Genomic DNA, 21489 nt, shown 5'->3' on the forward strand with positions numbered 1-21489 from the left:
GAGCCATGGCTCGATTCAGCTTCCTCGAGTGGCCGGTACTCCGGCAGTTCCGCACGTCCGATAAGTCCGGACGCGGAGAATCAGTCGTGTCTCCGACGACTCGAGACACCACTCCACGCACGGCCACGGCCGATAAGGTCGTCCAATCCGTGTGCCCGTACTGCGCCGTCGGCTGCGGGCAGAAGATCTTCGTCAAGGACGACAAGGTCGTCCAGATCGAAGGCGACCCGGATTCGCCGATCTCACGAGGCCGACTGTGCCCGAAGGGCGCAGCCAGCGAACAGCTCGTCAACGCCCCCGGCCGCGTCACCGACGTCCTCTACCGGGCCCCGAAGGCCAAGGACTGGACGAAGATCGACCTGTCCACCGCGATCGATATGATCGCCGACCGCTTCATCGAAGCCCGCCGCAACCACTGGGAGGACGTCGACGACAAGGGCCACCCGCTCAGGCGCACGATGGGCATCGCCAGTCTCGGCGGGGCGACGATCGACAACGAAGAGAACTACCTCGCGAAGAAGCTCTACACCGCGGCCGGGGCGATACAGATCGAGAACCAGGCGCGTATTTGACACTCCGCCACGGTTCCCAGTCTGGGAACCTCGTTCGGGCGCGGCGGCGCCACTCAACCCGTCCAGGATATGGCGAATGCGGACTGCATCATCATTCAGGGCTCCAACATGGCCGAGTGCCACCCCGTGGGCTTCCAATGGGTGACCGAGGCCAAGGCCCGAGGTGCCCGCGTCATCCACGTCGATCCTCGTTTCACGCGTACCACCGCGATCGCCGATAGGCATGTGCCCATCCGGGCCGGCTCCGACATCGTGCTGCTCGGTGCGCTCATCAATCGCGTCCTGTCCGAGGGCACGTACTTCTCCGAGTACGTACGGGCGTACACGAACGCGACGAACCTCATCAGCGACGACTTCATCGGCGCCGAAGACCTCGACGGTCTGTTCTCCGGATTCGACACGGACACGCACTCCTATGACAACTCGTCGTGGTCGTACCACACCGACGCCGAGGGTGCACCGGTCCGTGACGAGACGATGAGCGACCCGCGTTCGGTGCTGCAGATCCTGAAGCATCACTACTCCCGCTACACCCCGGAGATGGTGGCCGAGAACTGCGGCATCAAGCCGAACGACTTCGACTACCTCTACGAGTCGGTCACGAAGAACTCCGGCCGGGACCGGACCACGTGCTTCGCCTATGCGGTCGGGTGGACCCAGCACAGCCTCGGCGCGCAATTCATCCGCACGGCCTCGATCCTCCAGCTCCTGCTGGGCAATATGGGTCGCCCGGGCGGCGGAATCATGGCCCTGCGCGGTCATGCCACGATCCAAGGCTCGACCGACATTCCGACGCTGTTCAACCTCCTGCCCGGCTACCTGCCGATGCCCAGCGCCGGAGTCCACGACACCTTCGACGACTACGTCGCAGCCGTCGGCACCCCCGAGACCCACAAGGGCTATTGGGCCAACGGCCGCGCCTACACGGCGAACCTGCTCAAGGCCTGGTGGGGCGACGCGGCGACGCCGGAGAACGACTTCGCCTTCGACTACCTGCCGCGGATCAACGGAGCCCACGGCACCTACCAGACGCAGGTGCGGATGCTCGCCGACGGCGTCGACGGATACTTCCTGCTCGGCCAGAACCCGGCCGTGGGGTCGGCGAACGGACGCATGCAGCGGATGGCGATGAGCCACCTGAAGTGGATGGTCGTCCGCGACTTCAGCCTCATCGAGTCCGCCACCTGGTGGAAGGACGGCCCGGAGATCGCGACCGGGGAGCTGAAGACCGAGGACATCGACACCGAGATGTTCTTCCTGCCTGCCGCCAACCACACGGAGAAGGCCGGCACGTTCACACAGACCCAACGCCTCGTGCAGTGGCGGCACAAGGCCGTCAACCCGCCCGGCGACGCGCAGAGCGAACTCGACTTCTTCTTCGAGCTCGGCAAGGCCGTGCGGGAGAAGCTGAGAGACTCCGATGACCCGCGCGATCGGCCGCTGCTCGACATGACCTGGGACTATCCGGTCGATGACGAGGGCGAAGTCGACGCCGAGTCGGTCGTCAGGGAGATCAACGGCTACTTCGTCGGCGGTGAGCGGGACGGGCAGGCGTTGGAGAACTTCAACCAGATGACCGACGACGGCACCACCGCCGGCGGCTGCTGGATCTACGCGGGCGTCTACGCGGGAGGCGTGAACATGGCCGCCCGACGCAAACCGCGCAGCGAACAGGACGAGACCGCGGCCGAATGGGCGTGGGCATGGCCGGCGAACCGCCGCCTCCTCTACAACCGCGCCTCCGCGGCCCCCGACGGAACTCCCTGGTCGGAACGGAAGAAGTTCGTGTGGTGGGATGAGGAATCCGGGAAGTGGACGGGCAAGGATGTGCCTGATTTCCCTATCGACCGGGCACCCTCGGCACGATCGGATGTCGCCTATGGCGGACCCGACCACCTCGACGGCGATGATCCCTTCATCATGCAGGCCGACGGCAAGGGCTGGCTGTTCGCTCCCAGCGGCATGGTCGACGGCCCCCTGCCCACACACTACGAACCGCAGGAATCGGCGGTGACGAACCCGCTGTACCCCCAGCAGAACTCTCCGACCCGGATGGTCATGCGCCGCGAGGACAATCTGTCCGCACCCGGTGCCGGCGTGCCCGGTTCCGAAGTGTTCCCCTACGTGTTCACGACCTACCGGCTCACCGAACACCACACCGCAGGCGGGATGTCCCGCTGGCTGCCGTACCTGTCCGAGCTGCAGCCGGAGATGTTCTGCGAGATCTCCCCGGAGCTCGCCGCGGAGGTGGGCCTCGAACCCTACGGCTGGGCGACCTTGGTCTCCCCACGGTCGGCCATCGAGGCCCGGGTGCTCGTGACCAGGCGGATGACCCCGCTGACGATCGGCGGGACGACGGTCCACCAGATCGGCCTGCCCTACCACTGGGGTGTCGGCGGAACCGGAGCCGTGGTCGAAGGCGATTCCGCCAACGACCTGCTCGGCGTGACGATGGACCCCAACGTCTATATCCAGAACAGCAAGTACGTCGCGGGAACGATCATCCCCGGCAGGCGTCCGCGCGGCCCCGAGCTCGTCGACTTCGTCGAGAAGTACCAGCGAGAGGCCGGGTTGAGTCCCGAATCCGGCAACCAGCAGGTCACAGTGCCCGCCGAGGATGTCGAGACCTCCCACGATGCCGGACGGGGACGCAGCGTCGGCGGGCACGCTCACCGCGGCGGCGATTCGGCCGTCGGAGTCACCCCGGGCAGGACTCTGGCCGGGGGACCGGGGGCAGGCTCCGACGAGAACGGCACGACCGCCTCGGCGAAGGGATCGGATCAGGACACGGACACCTCGGCGACAGTCGACAGTGCCGATGACCGCACCGGACGGATCGGCCTCGAGCCCGTCGAAACAGCAGTGGCCAACCGCGCCGACGACGGCGACCCCAGCGACGGCGACCCCGCCCGCGGACGGCGCGACGACGGCACGGCGATCACCGACGCCGAGGCGGAAGCGGCCGAAGCCCGCGCAATGAAGGCGCGAGAGGTCTCGCTCGGATCCGAGGCTGCGGACGGTGTCGACTCGACCGAGTCCGACACCGGCTCTGCCGAGTCCGAAGCGCGCAACGACGATGAGGAGGACAACGACTGATGTCGACACCGACGATCGATGAGGGCACGCTCGCCGACGGGCATTGGCACGATTCCTCGCACAGCCGCAAGGGGTTCTTCACCGACACCTCGATCTGCATCGGCTGCAAGGCCTGCGAGGTCGCGTGCAAGGAATGGAACCACAATCCGCAGGACGGAACCTTCGAACTCCTCGGCTCCTCCTATGACAACACCGGCGGCCTGGGCGCGAACACGTGGCGTCACGTCGCTTTCGTCGAACAGGATTCCGACCGGATCGAGAAGGCCCGCGAATCCGGACGCAAGCTCGTCAACCTCGGGATGCCGACGATCCGACCCCGCACGGATGAGTCATCGGGGGCCCAGCCTCTCGACGGCGCCCTCGGTGCTGCTGCGGAGGGGCGGACCAGCGCAGGACTGCCGACGACACCGGAGCTCGGTGTCGACCTGTTGGCTCCCGGTGCCCTGGAGCCGACTGACCCTGCAGACTTCACCGGCGTCGATACGACCCCGCCGGACACCGCCGACTTCCGCTGGCTGATGTCCTCGGACGTGTGCAAACACTGCACACATGCAGGCTGTCTCGACGTCTGCCCGACCGGCGCCCTGTTCCGCACCGAATTCGACACCGTCGTCGTGCAGAACGATGTCTGCAACGGCTGCGGCACCTGCGTGGCCGGCTGCCCCTTCGGTGTCATCGAACGCCGCGACGACGGCACGATCAACACTCCCACCGACCGGGAAGATCGCAAGGCCGCGGATATGGACGTGCCGGACAAGGGCACCGCGAACAAGTGCACGCTCTGCTACGACCGCCTCGTCGAGGGCCAGGAACCGGCCTGTGCGCAGACCTGCCCGACTCAGTCGATCAAGTTCGGCGACCGGGACGACATGGTCGCCCAGGCACATGAACGCGTGGCCGCACTGCACGAGAAGGGGCTGACCGAGGCCCGCCTCTACGGAGCGAACCCGAACGACGGCGTCGGCGGCACCGGGTCCGTCTTCCTCCTCCTCGACGAGCCCGAGGTCTACGGGCTGCCGCCGGATCCCAGGGTGGTGACGAAGGACCTGCCCGGCATGTATGCGAAGGCCGGCCTGGCGGCGCTCGGCATGGCGGCGGCGGCCGGTCTCGCGTTCCTGGGGAGCAGGCGTTGAGCACATCCGAATTCGATTCCTACCGACCACCCGAGCCGGAAGGCGGACGGAAGAAACGTCGCCGAGGCGGCCGCGGCGGTCCCGGCGGACGCCGCGGTGGGCCCGGCGGTCAGGGTTGGAAGAACCGGGGGGCCGAGGGCAATCGTGAGATGCCGATGGTCGAGGACGTCGAATTCACGTCCTACTACGGCAGACCCATCGTCAAGGCTCCGCCGTGGGGCGACGAGATCGCCCTCTACCTGTTCCTCGGAGGCCTGGCCGGAGGCTCCTCCCTGCTGGGCCTGGGTGCACAGTTCACCGATCGCCCCGGTCTGCGCATCGCCACGAGGCTCACGGCGCTCACCGCGACCGGTGTGGGCGGCGCGGCCCTCGTGGCCGACCTCGGGCGGCCGGAGCGCTTCATCAACATGATGCGTGTGTTCAAGGTGTCCTCGCCGATGAGCTTGGGCACCTGGATACTCTCGGGCTTCGGCGTCGGCTCGGGAGTGCTCGCTGCCATCGAGGTCGATCGGCTGACCGGTGACAAGCTGCTGCCCTTCGGCCCGCTGCGACGTCTGCTCCACGCCTTCGAGACGCCTGCCGCCATCGAGTCCGCTCTCTTCGCCACTCCTCTGGCTGCGTACACCGGGGTGCTGCTCGGCGATACCGCGGTTCCCACCTGGAACGCGGCCGGTCGCAATGGACTGACGTACGTGTTCGCGTCGTCTGCCGCGCTGGCCGCCGGTGGTGCCGCCATGGGGCTGGCGCCGGTTCGCGAGGCGGGGCCCGCTCGTCTGCTCGCGCTGACCGGTGCCGCGAGTGAAGTGGTGGCGATGGACCGGATGAAGAAGGGGATGCATCCCGCCGAGGTCGATCCCATGGAAGAGGGCGAACCCGGTCACAAGCTCCATCGGGCCGAGAAGCTGCTCATCGCCGGAGCCATCGGCACCGCCGTCGCCGAGGTGGGCGCCAGGGTGTTCGCGAAGAAGCTGGCGCGCGGTGGCGGTGCAGCTGGTGGCGCGACTGGTGCGATTGCGGATGCCGTGAGCCGCGCTGTTGGTTCAGCTGGCCGCGGCAAACGCAGCTGGAAGACCCGCGCTGTGCTGCGCGGACTGTCCGTCGTCTCCGGTGCGGCTCTTGCGGCCGCCTCGGCGTACACGCGTTTCGGTGTACTCGAGGCAGGCATCGAATCGACGAAGGATCCCAGGCAGGTCGTCGAACCCCAGCGCGCTCGCCTCGAAGAGCGTCGCGCGGCCGGCATCACCGACGACTCGATCACCACCGGACGGTAAGCGTCCCTCACCGATAGTGGCTCTGGCTACTGTTGGTGTCGGCGCCTACAGTTCGCTCGGCATCTCTCACCGTGAGCTCCGAAGCCTCGCCGAAACCACTCGGTGCAGCGGTGCGATTCGGAGCTGACGGCGTGTGATGCCCGTCGGTTCGGCAACGAGGCTTGCGGAAAGAGTCTCGTCGGGTAACGTGAGAAACCTATGAAGAAGCTGCTCAAGGACCGCGAAAGCCTGAGAAGTGGTGTGCTCGTGGCGCTGCTCTTCCCGCTGGTCTACTTCGGCATGAATCTGCTCGGCTGGGGCAACGAGTCTTTCAACTGGTGGCAGACACTGCTGGGTGGCCTATTCACTGGCGTCTTCTTCTGGTTCTTCATGTCCAGCTTCCGCCAGTTCCGCGACGAGGACGTGACCCCGCCCAGCCAAAGGAAATAGCAGCCGCGGACTGGTGGCACCCGCATCCGAGTGTGAAGTGCCCCTGGCGAAACTCACCGCACGTGCACACCCGAGCCGGCGACGATCTCGCCGATGACAGGGTGACCGGGCAGCTCGCCGACGACGAGCAGTCCGCCCGAGGTCTGCGCATCGGCCAGAAGCAGCAGGTCATCCTCGCTCACCGAATCATCAGCGGTGAGATGCGGTCGCACCCAGTCGAGGTTGCGCCGCGTTCCGCCTGAGACATAACCGGCGGCGACCGACTCATCGACACCGTCGAGGCGCGGCACCGCGGCCGCGTCGATGACGGCACCGACCCCCGAGGCACGAGCCATCTTGAAGAGGTGGCCGAGCAGACCGAAACCGGTGACGTCGGTCGCCGCCCGAACACCAGCGGCAACAGCGGCCCGTGACGCCTCGTCGTTGAGCGCGGTCATCGTCGCGATGGCCTCATCGAAACGATCACCCGTAGCCTTGTGCCGATTGTTGAGGATGCCCACGCCGATCGGCTTGGTCAAGGTCAGGGGCAGCCCCGTCTCGGCGGCGTCATTGCGCAAGATCTCATCCGGGTGGGCGATGCCGGTCACGGCCATCCCGTACTTCGGTTCGGGATCATCGATCGAATGTCCGCCGGCCACGGGGCAGCTCGCCTGCGCGGCAACGTCGAGCCCGCCGCGCAGGACCTCGGTGAGCAGCTCCATCGGCAGCTTCTCGCGCGGCCATCCGACGAGGTTGATCGCCGTGACCGGTGTCCCACCCATCGCGTAGATGTCGGAGAGCGCATTCGCGGCAGCGATCCGTCCCCAGTCGTAGGCATCGTCGACGACGGGAGTGAAGAAGTCCGCGGTCGACAGCACCGCGAGATCCTCACGAACCCGCACCGCCGAGGCGTCGTCACCATCGTCGAGGCCGACGAGGACATCGGGGGAAGACTGTCCCGTGAGCCCACGGACAGCGTCCTCGAGCTCACCCGGCGGGATCTTGCAGGCGCATCCTCCGCCGTGGGCGAACGAGGTCAGACGGTCCACAGTCGCAGTCATACCGTGAGACTAACACTGGTGGCGACGACCCGTCACCAGACGCCGCGTGTGGGCCCCACCGACCGCGGCGAGGCGGGCGAACACAGCCGCTGACGGCCGCGATAGGATGACCGGTGGAGGCGTCCGTGTCCTGGTGGGCGCCCTGGTCTTCAAAACCAGTGAGACCGAGTATCTCGGTCTGGCGGGTTCGATTCCCGTCCGCCTCCGCCAACCTTTTCGTGGTCACCTCGACGAGGTGGCGCACCCGCGTCGGCACACCCAAGGAGGGCAGATGGTCGAGTCCGACCCGCGTCGGTCCATTCCGCGCACGGATCATCTCCTCGCCCTCCCTGAGGTCGTCGCCGCCGGTGAGCACCTCAAGCAGGGGACGATCAAGGCGATCATCTCCGAGGTGCAGACCGCGGCCCGAACCGGTGAGATCCCCGTCGCCGAGGTGGCCCCCACCATCATTTCCAGGCTCGGTTCCCGTTCGGCCTCCTCCCTGACCCCGGTGCTCAACGCCACCGGAATCCTCGTCCACACGAATCTCGGCCGCGCACCGCTCTCTACTGCGGCGACACGGGCCATCACCGAGGCGGCCGGCTACGTCGACGTCGAAATGGACCTCGGCACCGGCAAACGCAGCAAGCGAGGGGCCGGGGCGAAGGCCGCCCTGTTGCGGGCGTGTCCTGCCGCCGAGGACGCCCTCGTCGTCAACAACGGAGCCGCGGCCCTGCTGCTGGCCGTCACGGCACTGCGCGGCAGCTCCCCGGTGGGCACCGCCTCGGCGAGTGGCGATTCTGCGCGGAATTCCCGCGCTGATTCCGAGCCCGGCGAGATCGTCATCAGCCGCGGCGAACTCATCGAGATCGGTGCCGGGTTCCGCCTCACCGACCTCATGACCACGACCGGTGCACGGCTGCGCGAGGTCGGCACGACGAACCGCACCCACCTGGCCGACTACGCCGAGGCGATCGGCCCGAACACATCGAGTCTGCTCAAGGTGCACACCAGCAACTTCCGCGTCGAGGGGTTCACCTCCGCCGTCGACGTGGCCGACCTGCGCGGACTCGCCGATCACCACGGACTGCCGCTCATCGTCGACCTCGGTTCCGGACTCTTCACTCCCGACCCGGCCCTGCCCGATGAACCCGATATCGACTCGGCTCTGCGCGCCGGCGCCGACCTCGTCATCGTCTCCGGCGACAAACTGCTGGGCGGACCGCAGGCCGGGCTCATCCTCGGCCGCACCGAAGCGGTGCAGACACTGGCGAAACACCCCCTGGCCCGGGCGCTGCGGACCGACAAACTCACCCTCGCCGCGCTCGAGGCGACGATCACGGACGCCGCGAACCCGATCCACGATGCCCTCCACATCGACCCGGACCGTCTGCGCGAACGCACCGAGACCCTCGCCGAGGCAGTCGGTGCCACAGTCGTCGAACACGACGGTCGAGTCGGCGGCGGGGGAGCCCCCGGAGTCCCCCTGCACGGCTGGGCCGTCGAACTGCCCGAAGACTGCGCCCACGCACTGCGTGCCGGCGATCCCGCGATCGTCGCTCGCGTCCATCAGGGGCGATGCCTCATCGACCTGCGCTGCGTACCCGAAAGCGACGACCAGTGCGTCGCCGCCGCCATCGGCGGGGTGCTGGGACCTCGCCACCTCGGTGACAATGGCTGAGATGCCCCACGCCGCCGAAGAGGCAACCGCCGGCACCTTCGTCATCGCTACCGCCGGGCACGTCGACCACGGGAAGTCGACGCTGGTGGGTGCCCTGACCGGAATGGAACCCGACCGCTGGGCCGAGGAGAAGAAGCGCGGTCTGACGATCGACCTCGGCTTCGCCTGGACGACTCTGCCCTCGGGCCGGGAGCTCGCGTTCGTCGACGTCCCCGGACACGAGAAGTTCCTCGCGAACATGCTCGCCGGGCTCGGCCCCGCCCCCATCGCCTGCTTCGTCATCGCCGCCGACAAGGGCTGGCAGGCCCAATCGAGTGACCACCGCGACGCGATCAACGCGCTCGGCATCACCCACGGCCTCGTCGTCATCACCCGCGCCGACCTCGCCCCTGACTCCCTTGAGACCACGAAGGCGCAGGCCAGCGCCCAGCTGCGTAAAACAACACTCGAAGCGGCCCCGATCGTCACGGTCTCGGCCACGACCGGGGAGGGTCTGCCCGAACTCATCAGCGTCCTCGACGAGGTCACGGCCACAGCCGAGCCCCCGTCCGCCTCGGCGCGTGTGCGGTTGTGGGTCGACCGAGCGTTCACGATCAGAGGCGCCGGCACCGTCGTCACCGGAACACTCACCGCAGGCACCCTGACCACCGGCGATACCGTCGAACTGCGCGGAGAGACCATCGACCGGGCCGTGGGCGTGCGCGGTCTGCAGTCCCGGAATTCCACCACCACCGAGGTGGTCCCGCAGGCCCGCGTGGCCGTGAACCTCCGCGACGTTCCCGCCGATGACCTCCACCGCGGCGACGCCCTGCTCACCGCCGACACCTGGCCGATCGTCGACACGATCGACGTTCGCCGCACCATGGGCGAGGCCCTCGACTCCGGCATCCACGAACTCATGGCCCATATCGGCACCGCCGCCGTCCCCGCTCGATTGCGGGCCTTCGATGCCGACCACGCCCGTCTCACCCTCGACCGACCGCTTCCCCTCCAGGTCGGCGACCGGATTGTGCTCCGCGCCCCAGGAAGCCGCAACGTCTTCGCAGGCCTCCTCGTGCTCGACGTCGACCCGCCCGAACTGTCCCGACGAGGCGACGGTGCCCGGCGAGCTCAAGAGCTGGCCGACCGTCCCATCGAGGGCGATATCCTCGCCGAGGTGGCCCGCCGCGGAGCCGTCGAACGCGCCGTCCTCACCCGGTTCGGACTTCAGTTTCCCGTCGACGAGGACCTGCCTGGAGAGGTCGAGGAGGTGGGTGGGTGGCTCGTCCACTCGCCGACGCTGACCGCCTGGGTCGAGGCGGCGAAATCCCTGGTCAGTCGTGAACTCGCCGCTGCACCGATGGTTGCGGGAGTACCCGTCAAGGCCATTGCCGAGGCATTGCGCCGGACCCCTGGCGCAGGTCGCAGACGAAGCGCCGAGACCAGTCGCGGTGCCTCGCCGAAGGCGAAAGGGCGGCCGACGCGGCCCCTGCCCGAAGACTCCGGCGGCGCGACTCGCACACTGCTCGGCGCTATCATCTCCCGAGCGGGACTCGAAACCGTCGACGGAATGGCTCGCCCGCCCGGTCACTCCGCGGACCTCGGAGCCGCCGAAGCCGGGCTCGCCGAGATCGAACGTCGACTCTCAACCGACCCGTTCGCCGCCCCTGAGGCCGATGACCTGCGCGAACTCGGCCTCGGAGGGCGGGAGCTCGCGGTCGCCGAGAAAGCGGGGCGGATCCTGCGCCTCGGCGACGGGATCGTCGTCTCACCGCGCACGCCCGCGCAGGCGATGCGGATCCTCGCCGGTCTCGAACAGCCGTTCACGACCAGCCAGGCCAGGCAGGCGTTGGGGACGACCAGGCGGACCGTCATCCCCCTCCTCGAACACCTCGACGCGCGCGGATGGACTCGTCGCCTCGACGGTACGCATCGCGAGGTCGTGCGTTAGGGGAGTCAGCACTGGTGAGGCGGCGGGGTTTCGGAATCCTATGGTGAGGAGATCTTCGCAGCGCTCAGGAATAGGACGGTTTGTCCACGCTGGTCACCGTGGTGAGCAGGAATGCGCATTCTTCCAGTGCCAGCACCGAGTGGCGCTCATGGGTGAGGATCCACAGTTCGCCGGCCCCGAACTCCCCCTGCATCTCCTCGCCGAGTTCGACCCGAATGCTGCCGGTCAGCACCTGGATGCTGGCCGCAGGGGGCGAATTGTGAGCGGGAAGTCGAACGCCATCTGCCAGAGCGATCACTGATTGGCGCAGTTCGCCGTCGTGGGCGACGAGTTCGGCGCTGCGTCCGTTCTCATTTTCGCGTGCAAGCGCCAAGTGGGTTTCGGTCAGTTCATTCAGGTCAGCCATGTCAGTCCTCAGGGTCGTCGGAGTGTGATCCACGATACCCGAGGGCTGCTGGGAGGATGTCGTCCATCGCGGAGGCGGTCAGCCACGCCCTCGAGGAGAACGGCTCCCTCGGTTCGGTCGCCCACGAAGTCTCGTACCCGTACGACCAGGACGACAGCTTCGTCCCCTACCGCCTGAACGGTGTGATCCTCTCCGGCCCTGAGTTTTCCGTGGCACGCGCCTGCAAGCAGCCCGACGAGCCGATCGAGACCCCGGTCACGGGCAGGTGAGAGCGCCGCTGGTGACCGCGAGGCGTTCAGCGAACTCTGATCGCATGCACACGGAACCGTGACGATTCGTTGCGACGAGAATGAGCCTCCTCGGAGTCTCTCTGCATTGAACGGGGCCGCTCGGTCCGTCAGTGTGGTGTGGGGCGATTCCACGGCACCTTCTGCTCTGGTGTTCCTGTGCCGACCACAGACCGAATACCGCAGAACACAACACGTATGCCGCGCACCAGGAGTCGCCGACCGGGTCGAGGACCCGATCGAGAGAAAGTGAGAACAGATGAAACGTGCGCGCACTCTTGCGGTGACTGCACTGTCCGCCGCCGTCCTCGCCGGGGGAGTCTCCCTGGCAACGGCCACCTCGGCCTCGGCCGGCCCGATCTCCGGAGGCGTCAGCCAGGAGAACGCAGAAGCACCGGCCGGTGACGGCTCCGAAGCCGGATCGACCGGAGGGATCGACGACCCGGACGAGTTGAGCGAGGAGCAGATCGACAATGCGCGCACCATCATCGGCGTCGGCAAGGGCGCGGATCTGTCGAAGCAGGCGCAGACGATCGCTGTGATGACCGCACTGCAGGAATCGAGCCTCAACGACCTCGACGGCGGGGACCGCGATTCCGCCGGTGCGTTCCAGCAGCGTCCGTCGATGAAGTGGGGATCGGTCGATGAAGTCACCGACACCGTGTACGCATCGAAGGCTTTCTACGGAGTCGACTCCGGAAGCGCGAACCCGGGCCTGACCCAGATCGACAACTGGGAGAGCATCGACCCCGGTGACGCCGCACAGGAGGTGCAGCGCTCTGCCTTCCCCGACGAATATGCGAAGTGGGAGCCGCTGGCTGAGAAGCTCGTCGACGACAACCAGGACGTCGACGACATCGACTGATCCAGCGGCGCAGTCAATTGGGTTGGCCCGGACTCAGCCCTTCCGAAGAGATCAGGCCAGGGCCCCGGCGGCGAGCCGGCGAACCACCTCGGTGAGGTGATGGAGTCCCGAGACGAGATCCTCGTCCTTCGTGAATTCGGCGAGGCTGTGGGAGATCCCGTCGACGCTGGGGATGAAGAGCATGACGGTGGGCACCTCGTCCTTCATGTTCGTCGAATCGTGCCCGGCCACGGTCATCACCCGCGCCGAGGTGAGTCCCAGGTCGTCCGCGGCCGACCGTGCCAGCTCGACCCCGTCCTCGGAGTACGGATTCTGATCCCAGCTGTGTTCGGCGACGATCTCGATATCCACGTGATCATCGGCGCTGACCTGGGCGATCGTGGACATCAGCTTCTCATGGGCGGCGGCGATCACCTCGGCGTTGGGGGAGCGCAGGTCGAGCAGCAGGCTGACCTCACTGGCGACGACGACCGGGGAATTCGGATACACGGTGAGCTGACCGCACGCGGTGTGCAGCGCGCCGGGCTCGAAATCGTCGACGAGTTCACGCGCAGCCACGACGAGACGGGCGGCCCCGAGCAGGGCATCCTGCCGATCCGACATGAGCGTCGACCCGCTGTGAGCCTGCGCACCGGTGACCTTGAACTCGTACTTGTGTGCCGCCCACGTGGCGTTGACCAGGCCGATCGTCACTCCGTCCTCTTCCATGCTGCGACCCTGCTGGACGTGGATCTCCGCATAGGAGGCGATCTCGGGGGCGGTGAAGTCACCGCGCTCGCCGATCGCATCGAGCGCCTCGGCGACGGTGACGCCGGCAGCATCCTGCGTGGTCAGGGCCGCCTCGAGCTCGGCCTTGCCGGTGAAGACGTTGCTGCCCATCATCGAGGGCTTGAACCGGGAGCCCTCCTCGTTGAACCAATTGACGACGGCCAGATTGAACCTCGCGCGCGAGGGATCCGCCCGCAGCTCATCGGCGACAGCGAAGCACGCATGCGCCGAGGCCATCACCCCATAGGCACCGTCGAAGCGCCCGGCCGTGGGCTGCGAATCCATATGCGAACCCGTGAGCACGTACGGGGCGCCCGGCACGAGCTCGAGAAGCCCGAACTGATTGCCGATCGCATCCCGGTGGACGCTGAAACCGTGCTGCACGAGCAGATCCTCGAACCATTTCCGCTGCTGACCATCGGCAGCACTCGCCGCCTGTCGGTCGACCCCATTCGTGCCCTCGACCGCACCGAAACGCGAATGCACGGCCCAATCGGCGAGGAACTCGGCTTCGCGATCGGCACTGATCAGAGTGGGTGAAACGGTCATGATGGGTCCTTTCGACAACGGGGTCAGGCGGTTTCGTCGGCGGCTGGGGGCTTGGTCGCCGGGTCGATGAGCACGTGGATGAGCGCGGGAGAATCCGATGCCAAGGCGCGGTCGAGCGCCGGCCCGAACTCCTCGGTCGTCTCGACGCGTTCCCCGTGCCCGGTCAGACCGGACACAGAAGGCCCTGCCCCGTTCCCGGAATCGTCACCCACCGAGGAGACCCCGGAGCTGCTCAGATCGAACGCCGTCATCCAGGCCGCGAAGTCAGGGTTGACCATCCGCGTGCCCGAGGGCCGGCCCGGATAGTGGTTCTCCTGGTGGGACACGATCGTGCCGTACACACCGTTGTCGATGACGATGATGAGCGGCTTCGCTCCGTGGGCGAAGGCCGTGGCGATCTCCTGTCCGTTCATGAGGAAGTCCCCGTCGCCGCAGATCGCGACGGCTCGCCGGTCCGGGCACGCCAAGGACGCGGCGACAGCTGCGGGAACGGCGAGCCCCATGGCTCCGTTGCGGGCCCCGACGAGGGTCGCAGGCCGTTCGTGCCGGATGAAGCGGTGCCCCCAGATGGTGGCATTGCCCGCCCCGTAGGTCAGGATCGCTTCCCCGCCGAGGCGGTCGTCGAGGATCCCGATCGCCACCCCCAGATCGACCCCGGGCCGGTCTCCGGCGGTGGCTTGCGAATCGGCGGGTGCCGCCTCGGCGTCGGGCCTGTAAGCGGCGAACCGGGCCTGTGCTGCCACGCGCTCGTCCCTCCAGTCATCGGTTCGCGCACCGCGCGCAGCGGCGGCATCGAGACTGGTCAGAGTCTCGGTGAAGGACCGTGGTGACGCGAAGATCTGCTGATCGATCCGGCCGGCATGCTGTGTGGCTTCGGCGTCCAGGGATACGAGCACCGTCTCGGCGTCGAAGCCGATCGTGTAACCGTCGCTGGCCACATCGGAACGGGTACAGCCGACGAAGACGAGCAGGTCCGCCTCGGCGAACCCGGCCGCCACCGCATCGGCGCGACCATAGCCGAGCCACCCGGCCCATGCCGGCGAGGAATGCGGCAGCGCATCGTAGGCGCGCCAATCGCAGAAGACCGGCACCCTCGCCGAGGCGGCGAACCGAGCGAGATCGGCACCGCAGCCCGACTGCCAACCGTCACCGCCGAGGACGAACGCGGGACGTTCGGCTGCCGCGATGCGGGAGGTCAGCGACTCGAGCTCGGTGTTCGCCGGGATCGGCGGGGCCGCCTCGGTGAGGGTCGGGGTGGGGGATTCGGTGAGACGGACGAGGACGTCCTCTGGCAGGCCGACGACGACGGGGCCGGGCCGACCGGACGCGGCGATGCGCAGGGCATCGGCGGTGAGCTCTCCGGCACGGTGCTCGTCATCGATGGTGAGCACGCGCTTCGCCGTCGAGGAGAACCATTCGGGCAGGCTGAACTCCTGGAACGATTCCCGCGACCTGTCGGTGAGCGGGACGAGGCCGACGAAGAGGACGAGCGCGGTCGCATCCTGCCAGGCCGTGTGGACGGAGATCATCGCGTTCGCCGCACCGGGCCCGCGGGTGACCATGGCGATTCCCGGACGACCGGTCAGGCGCGATTCGGCCAGAGCCATGAACCCCGCACCGCCCTCCTGACGGCACACCACGGTGTCGATGGACGAGTCATAGAGCCCGTCGAGCACGTCGAGGTAGGACTCGCCGGGGACCGCGTAGACGCGTTCGATTCCCGCGCTCTCCAGGGTGTCGACGATGAGGTGGCCGGCGGAACGCGACATGGGGTGTCCTTTCGACGATCGAGCGGTGAGGGTCCGGGGCTTCCGGATCGGTGCTGTGCTGGTTCTCAGTGTTTGAAGCCGGGCAGGGCGACGCTCATGCGGGGAGCGACATATCCGGCGAAGGCGGTGAACAGGGAGAGGAAGGCGAGCATCGCCGCGGCCGGCCACCAGTGGTCACCGGCGGAGGCGACGAAGCTCGTGGCCAGCAGCGGGATGAATCCGGAGATCATGCCCGCGGCGTTCTGCGCCATCCCCACACCCGTGTAGCGGGTGGTGGCGGGGAACAGACCGGTGAGCACGGTGCCCGAGGCCGCGTAGGGCAGGGACAGGGTGGACACGGCCAGGGTCATGGCGATGACGACGAGGACCGGATTGCCGGACTCGAACATGAAGAACGCAGGCACCGCGACGGCCGCCGAGGCGACTCCACCCCAGAGGATGACCTTCGAGGCTCCGTACTTCGTGCCCAGGGCACCGCCCCAGAGGAGGGCGAGGATCTCGACGGCGGCCGCGACCATGCTGCCGAGCAGGAGGAGCGAATCGTCGTAGCCGAGGATGTTGACCCCGTACCAGACGCAGAACGCGGTGACGAGGTAGAAGCCGCCGACGCCGAGCAGGGCCGCGGCCATGCCGATGATGATCTGCTTCCACGAGTCACGGAAGGTCGTGCGGATGGGGCTCTTCTCGACCTCACCGGACTCTTCGAGCTGACGGAAGACCGGGGACTCCTCGAGGCGGGCACGCAGGTAGATGGCGACGACGAGCAGCGGCAGGGCGATGAGGAACGGGATCCTCCAACCGAATGAGTTGAAGCTGTCCTGGGAGAACACCAGGGTCATGACGAAGAAGCCGCCGGAGGAGAGGATCGTGCCGATCGGGGAGCCGATCTGCGGGATCGCCGCGTAACGGGCGCGCAGGTGGAGCGGGGCGTTCTCGACGACGAGGGTCATCGCGCCCGACCATTCGCCGCCGACGAAGAGTCCCTGGAGGATGCGCAGGAGCACGAGCAGGGCAGGGGCGGCGAAGCCGATCGCCGCATAGGTCGGCAGGAGGCCGATGAGGCCGGTGACGACGCCGATGCCGATGATCGTGATGAGCAGGACCTTCCGGCGCCCGATCTTGTCGCCCATGCGGCCGAAGATCAGACCGCCGATGGGGCGAGCGGCCAGACCGACGCCGAAGGTGGCGAACGAGGCCATCGCGGCGGCCGTGGCGTTCTCGCTGGTGAAGTACTGGACGTTGAAGACCAGGGCGGCCGCTGCCGAGAAGAGGAAGAAGTCGTACCACTCGAGGGCGGTGCCGATCAGCGCCCCGGCGGCGACCTTGTTCGCGTCCTTGATGCTCAGTTCCGTCGTGGCATTGAGCTCGGCGGACGCCGTGATGTTCTGCTCGCTCATGGTTCTCTCCGTCGAGTACTGGGATAGCGGCCCGATCGGCCGCATCCGATTGCGGATGGTGCACTGGCCGGTGTGTTCGACCGGCAGGTATCGACCTTACAGAGTGCCACATGTCCTGATCCAGGCACATTTGTCGCCGATAAGCGGACCGTGTTTGTGCGGATGCACATAATCTTGAGGGTGTGAAGGAAGAACAGGATGGAATTAAGGGCACACGACAGCTTCGGGACCGGCCGGTGCCCGGGGACGAACGACGGTGGCTCGAACTCCTCGACGCCCTCGACCTCGATGAGCTGACCGAGCGGTTCATGACGCGCGTGGTCACGGTCTCCGGCTACGATCCCGCCCCGATTCCGATCTCGGAGCTGCGCCGGACCGGGCGACTGTCCTTCTCCACCCTGATCGAGGGGCTGCGGGCAGGCGGTTTCGACGGGCCTGTGGCGGTCTCGACGGAGGTCGGGGTCTCCCGGGCTCGTGCAGGCATCCCTCTCGAGGCGCTCATGACCGCGATCCGGCATGACTTCAATGTGCTCTGGGAGGTGCTCACCCGGGTGGCGAGCCAGGACGATGCGGAGCTCGTCATCCGCCACACCGGCATCGTCTTATCCACCGTCGACGAGTACGTCTCCCAGGTCCAACAGGCCTACACGGCCGAGCTGGCGCGGATGCGGGCGGAAGAGGATTCGGTGCATGCGGGACTCATCGCAAGCCTCTTCGACGATCCCGATCCGACCGGCGAGAGGTTATCGACGATCGCGACCGGTCTCGGCCTCGGCGTGGACTCACCGCTGCTCGTCATCGCCGCCACCGGGGACGATGTCCGGGCCCTGCGGGTGATCGTCTCCGATCATGCCCGCGCGGGCGGGACCATGTTCACGCACCACCTCGGCGAGGTTCTCATCGCCTTCACGAGTGTTCACGAGACTCCCGGCCACTCCTCGGAGACGCTTGCCCGCAGGATCGCCGAGGCCCGGGTGGGGTATGTGCGCGCCGAGGGCATCGGGGCCCTGCGGCGTTCGGCGCTGACGGCCCGAGACCTCGCCGACGTCATCGCCGCTGATGAGACGTCCGCGATGACGTGGCGCAGCGGATGGGCGCGCCTGGCCGCCCGGTCGCTGAACGCGGCGGGCAACCCGATCCTCGCCGATGTCGAATCGGCGCTGTCCGCCTGCGGTCCGGTCGAGCGCGAGCGCCTCATCGAGGCGGTGCGCGCCTATCTGGCCTCGGGCAGCATCGGCGCCAGTGCGACCGAGCTGTTCTGCCACCGCAACACGGTGGCCAACCGTCTGCGCCGCTTCGCCGAACTCACCGGTGTCGACCCGATGATCCCCGCCGAGGCGGCCCGTCTCGTCGTCGGTTGGGCGTGAGTTGGTCGCGGCGGGGCTGCGGCAGTCCGGTGAGGCTCTGCCCGTGTGGTCCGGTCAGAGCGACTGCTCGGCCGTCGACGCTGAGGATGAATCGCCCATCGGGGTTGATTCCAAGCGCCTCGAGTTGTGCCCGGTTTTCGGGGAGGACGCCAGCTCCCTCATTGCTGATCCACACGAGGTCTTCGCACGATTGCATGAGCGAAGCGAAGCTGGCACGCGCCTCGGCGTCGACATAGGCCAGCACCGCACTGTGGAACACGACCGGCTGGGTGCCGTCCGGTACCTCGGCGAGCAGGGACTCGACGGTGTCGAGCAGGTCACCGCAGACGAGCCGGGGCGGTGCGGCGGCGACGAGCGCAGCCGCCGCAGTGAGCCGTTCGCGTCGCTCATCGTGCTCGGGCCAGATCAGTGAGGTGAGCCATTCCCGCTGGTCAGGTTCGGTAATGTCGAGCGGATTGAGATCGATGCCTGCCCGCCACGCGACCTCGGGGATGCGGAAAGGTGCCTCGACATTAGTCAGTTCGCACTCGAGGACGACCGGGCTGAGGCCTTTCGGCGGGTGGAGGCTGACCAAGCGGCCGGACTTCGCTCCGGGCTCCGTCCGGGACTCCGAACTGGGCGAAGCGGACTCCGAACTGGGCGATGCGTGCCCGGCACGTTCGGTCGTTCCTTCCGCACCGACCACCTCGGTGACGGTGTAGCGGTAGCTGTAACGGTCGGGATAAAGGCAGAGCCCCGCAGAGGCACTGACCTCGATGAGTGCTAGCGGTCGGTCGATCTGCGCGAGCGCCGGCAGCAGCGCCGCGCACCGGCCGGCCTCATTCGTCTGCGTCGAACGGGCGAGCATGAGTTCGCGCACCTTCGCCCAATGATCAAGCAGCCACGACCGCAGCTCAGCATAGGAGCCCTCACCGGCGCCGAGGTGGCGGGCTGCAGCGAAGAGGAGGTTGGCTCGGCGTTTGGGGCGGGGCAGTTCGAGGAGGAGTGCGATGATCTCGTCATCGGCGGACACGCCCTCGGCCCAGGCAGTGTATATCGGGGAGGTGCCGGCGGCCTCGAGGCGGGCGAATGTCCGATAGTAGTCGCGCAGGGTTTCGGCGTCGAGTTCAGTCATCGGCTGCACCGTGGCTCCCCTTCGCAATCGGGTTGTCTGCACTCATCGTAACCAAGTCGCCCAAAGCTAATTCTCGAAGCCTGATGGCGCGGCAGCTGGTTATGAGTGCAAACGCCACGGCACTAAGGCTGCGCGTCTGCACTTTGAACCAGCTGGTCAGTGATCAGGCGCGGGGTCGGCACGCTGCTGAGGGGCGATCGGGACCGCTGAGCCGTCTCGTCCCGCCGCCGCTTCGGCACGCGCCGCGTCCCGGTATTCGGAACTTCGCGCCCGAACCCTGGGCCAGCCGCCCGCGCTGTCGTAATGTGTTGCCGTACTGCGCCGACGGCCGCCACCGCGGCGCATCCCGTGCCACCACCGTGGCCGGCCTGATTGAAGGAGATCCCATGTCATCCGAGGTGAGCCCGCTGACCAGCGGACAGACCCCCGCCGATTCGGCCCTGGAGAAGAGGACCCTGCGCAAGGTCCTCCTCCGCCTCATCCCGTTCATCATCGCGATGTACTTCATCAACTATCTCGACCGCACGAACCTCGGCATCGCCGGACCCGGCGGAATGAACGAAGACCTCGCGATGAACGCAACCCAGTTCGGGTTCGCCGCAGGCATCTTCTTCTTCGGCTACCTCATCCTCGAGGTGCCCTCGAACCTCGCGCTGCACAAGTTCGGTGCTCGTATCTGGCTCGCTCGGATCCTCATCAGCTGGGGCATCGTCGCCGCCGCGATGGCCTTCGTGCCCAACCACGGTTGGCTCTATGTCCTGCGGTTCCTCCTCGGCGTCGCCGAAGCCGGCTTCTTCCCCGGCATCATCCTCTACCTCACCTACTGGTTCCCGACCTCGATGCGCGCCCGGGCCACCGCCCTGTTCATGCTCGCCATTCCGCTCTCCAGCGTCGTCGGCACACCGGTCTCCTCGTGGCTGATCTCCAGCGGCAACGCGATCTTCGAGAACTTCGCGGGCTGGCGCTTCATGTTCATCATCGAAGGCGTGCCGGCGATCGTGCTGGGCATCATGTGCATCTTCTACCTCACCGACCACCCGCGCGACGCGAAGTGGCTGAGCCCCGAGGAGCGCAACTGGCTGCAGACGACGATGGACGCCGAAGAGAAGTCCAAGGAAGAGACCTTCCACTACCCGGTCCGCCGCTCCCTGCTGCAGCCGCGAGTCTGGGCGCTGTCCTTCGTCTACTTCGGCATGGTCTACGGCCTGTACGCCATGAGCTTCTTCCTGCCCACGATCATCTCCGGCTTCCAGGAGACCTTCGGCGTCGAATACTCGATCGTCGAGATCGGCTTCATCACCGCCATCCCCTACGTCTTCGGGGCGCTGGCCATGTATTTCTGGTCCCGCCACGGCGACCGCACCGGCGAACGAGTCTGGCATGTCGCCCTGCCGCTGTTCGTCGGCGGAGTGGCGATCCCGATCGCCCTCTATCTGTCCTCGCCGTTCACCACGATGGTCGCCGTGACCATCACCTGCATGGCCATCTGCGCGGCCCTGCCCACCTTCTGGCCGCTGCCGCAGACCTTCCTCGCCGGGGCCGGTGCGGCCGCCGGGCTGGCGCTGATCAATTCACTGGGCAATTCGTCGGGATTCTTCGCCCCGTACATCACCGGCTGGCTCGCCGATCTCACCGGCACCCAGAATGCCGGTATGTGGGTCGTCGGGGCTGTGATGATCGCCGCCGGAATCGTCACCCTCATCCTCAAGGCCGCTCCCGCGCCCGATAACCTGGACGCGAACCACACGTGAAGGCAGGCAGAGCTGACGTCTCCCGTCGCCGAGGCGGCCGATCGTCACCGTGTCCCGTCCGCGTTCGCCGCCACCGATCCGAGGA

At 67.3% G+C, this 21489-nt stretch carries 15 protein-coding genes, 1 tRNA gene and 1 pseudogene; 11 read left to right on the forward strand and 6 right to left on the reverse strand.

Annotation, left to right across the window (positions count from 1 at the left end; all coding sequences use genetic code 11):
• Nucleotides 1-5: 5 nt before the first annotated feature.
• The 4 genes and pseudogenes from fdnG to GUY37_RS00300 form a co-directional block, all read left to right on the forward strand.
• Nucleotides 6-3191: pseudogene (fdnG, locus tag GUY37_RS00285) on the forward strand (formate dehydrogenase-N subunit alpha); the annotation flags it as partial.
• A gap of 476 nt (nt 3192-3667) precedes the next feature.
• Nucleotides 3668-4801: a 4Fe-4S dicluster domain-containing protein gene (locus GUY37_RS00290; protein WP_166820797.1), complete on the forward strand. Its 1134-nt coding sequence runs from the start codon at nt 3668-3670 to the stop codon at nt 4799-4801.
• Nucleotides 4798-6072 carry an NrfD/PsrC family molybdoenzyme membrane anchor subunit gene (gene nrfD / locus GUY37_RS00295; RefSeq protein WP_166820800.1) on the forward strand — a complete coding sequence of 425 codons (1275 nt, stop codon included), beginning with the start codon at nt 4798-4800 and terminating at the stop codon, nt 6070-6072. The genes GUY37_RS00290 and nrfD overlap by 4 nt, the downstream gene beginning before the upstream one ends.
• 198 nt (nt 6073-6270) lie before the next feature.
• On the forward strand, nt 6271-6501 hold the full coding sequence (locus GUY37_RS00300; protein ID WP_166820803.1) for a hypothetical protein: 231 nt from the start codon (nt 6271-6273) through the stop codon (nt 6499-6501).
• Between the two features lie 53 nt (nt 6502-6554).
• Here GUY37_RS00300 and selD read toward each other — a convergent pair whose 3' ends face one another.
• Nucleotides 6555-7541, reverse strand: a complete 987-nt coding sequence (gene selD / locus GUY37_RS00305; RefSeq protein WP_166820806.1) for a selenide, water dikinase SelD — start codon at nt 7539-7541, stop codon at nt 6555-6557.
• 115 nt (nt 7542-7656) lie between these two features.
• Here selD and GUY37_RS00310 point away from each other — a divergent pair.
• From GUY37_RS00310 to selB, 3 genes are all read left to right on the forward strand, one after another.
• Nucleotides 7657-7751, forward strand: a tRNA-Sec gene (locus GUY37_RS00310).
• A 61-nt stretch (nt 7752-7812) separates the two neighbouring features.
• Nucleotides 7813-9201: an L-seryl-tRNA(Sec) selenium transferase gene (gene selA, locus GUY37_RS00315; RefSeq protein WP_166820809.1), complete on the forward strand. Its 1389-nt coding sequence runs from the start codon at nt 7813-7815 to the stop codon at nt 9199-9201.
• Entirely contained in the window at nt 9194-11131 is a 1938-nt protein-coding gene (gene selB / locus GUY37_RS00320; protein ID WP_228278268.1) for a selenocysteine-specific translation elongation factor, read from the forward strand. The genes selA and selB overlap by 8 nt, the downstream gene beginning before the upstream one ends.
• A 64-nt stretch (nt 11132-11195) precedes the next feature.
• Here selB and GUY37_RS00325 read toward each other — a convergent pair whose 3' ends face one another.
• On the reverse strand, nt 11196-11537 hold the full coding sequence (locus GUY37_RS00325) for a cupin domain-containing protein (protein ID WP_166820813.1): 342 nt from the start codon (nt 11535-11537) through the stop codon (nt 11196-11198).
• 56 nt (nt 11538-11593) lie between these two features.
• Here GUY37_RS00325 and GUY37_RS00330 point away from each other — a divergent pair, with 56 nt between their 5' ends.
• Entirely contained in the window at nt 11594-11806 is a 213-nt protein-coding gene (locus tag GUY37_RS00330; protein WP_166820815.1) for a hypothetical protein, read from the forward strand.
• Nucleotides 11807-12083: 277 nt separating this feature from the next.
• Complete coding sequence (locus GUY37_RS00335) at nt 12084-12689, forward strand: hypothetical protein (RefSeq protein ID WP_166820818.1); 606 nt, start codon at nt 12084-12086, stop codon at nt 12687-12689.
• A gap of 51 nt (nt 12690-12740) precedes the next feature.
• Here GUY37_RS00335 and GUY37_RS00340 read toward each other — a convergent pair whose 3' ends face one another.
• The 3 genes from GUY37_RS00340 to GUY37_RS00350 all read right to left on the reverse strand — a co-directional run bounded on the left by GUY37_RS00340 (nt 12741) and on the right by GUY37_RS00350 (nt 17172).
• On the reverse strand, nt 12741-14006 hold the full coding sequence (locus GUY37_RS00340) for a M20 family metallo-hydrolase (protein ID WP_166820821.1): 1266 nt from the start codon (nt 14004-14006) through the stop codon (nt 12741-12743).
• A gap of 23 nt (nt 14007-14029) precedes the next feature.
• Nucleotides 14030-15775 carry a thiamine pyrophosphate-dependent enzyme gene (locus GUY37_RS00345; RefSeq protein ID WP_166820824.1) on the reverse strand — a complete coding sequence of 582 codons (1746 nt, stop codon included), beginning with the start codon at nt 15773-15775 and terminating at the stop codon, nt 14030-14032.
• Between the two features lie 65 nt (nt 15776-15840).
• Nucleotides 15841-17172 (reverse strand): MFS transporter, encoded by a 1332-nt coding sequence (locus tag GUY37_RS00350; RefSeq protein WP_166820827.1) that lies wholly within the window; start codon nt 17170-17172, stop codon nt 15841-15843.
• A 182-nt stretch (nt 17173-17354) separates the two neighbouring features.
• On the opposite strand from GUY37_RS00350, the gene GUY37_RS00355 reads away from it, so the two are divergent.
• Nucleotides 17355-18539: a helix-turn-helix domain-containing protein gene (locus GUY37_RS00355; RefSeq protein WP_228278269.1), complete on the forward strand. Its 1185-nt coding sequence runs from the start codon at nt 17355-17357 to the stop codon at nt 18537-18539.
• Here GUY37_RS00355 and GUY37_RS00360 read toward each other — a convergent pair.
• The gene (locus tag GUY37_RS00360; RefSeq protein WP_166820830.1) at nt 18478-19653 is read right to left on the reverse strand and encodes a DUF2332 domain-containing protein; all 1176 of its coding nucleotides are present in this window, start codon (nt 19651-19653) and stop codon (nt 18478-18480) included. The genes GUY37_RS00355 and GUY37_RS00360 overlap by 62 nt on opposite strands.
• A 386-nt stretch (nt 19654-20039) precedes the next feature.
• Between GUY37_RS00360 and GUY37_RS00365 the strand changes: the two genes are divergently transcribed.
• A complete protein-coding gene (locus GUY37_RS00365; RefSeq protein ID WP_166820832.1) occupies nt 20040-21404 on the forward strand; it encodes an MFS transporter in 1365 nt (454 codons plus the stop codon).
• Nucleotides 21405-21489: the final 85 nt, after the last annotated feature.

The sequence above is a fragment of the Brevibacterium limosum genome, assembly GCF_011617705.1.
GTDB classification, from domain to species: domain Bacteria; phylum Actinomycetota; class Actinomycetes; order Actinomycetales; family Brevibacteriaceae; genus Brevibacterium; species Brevibacterium limosum.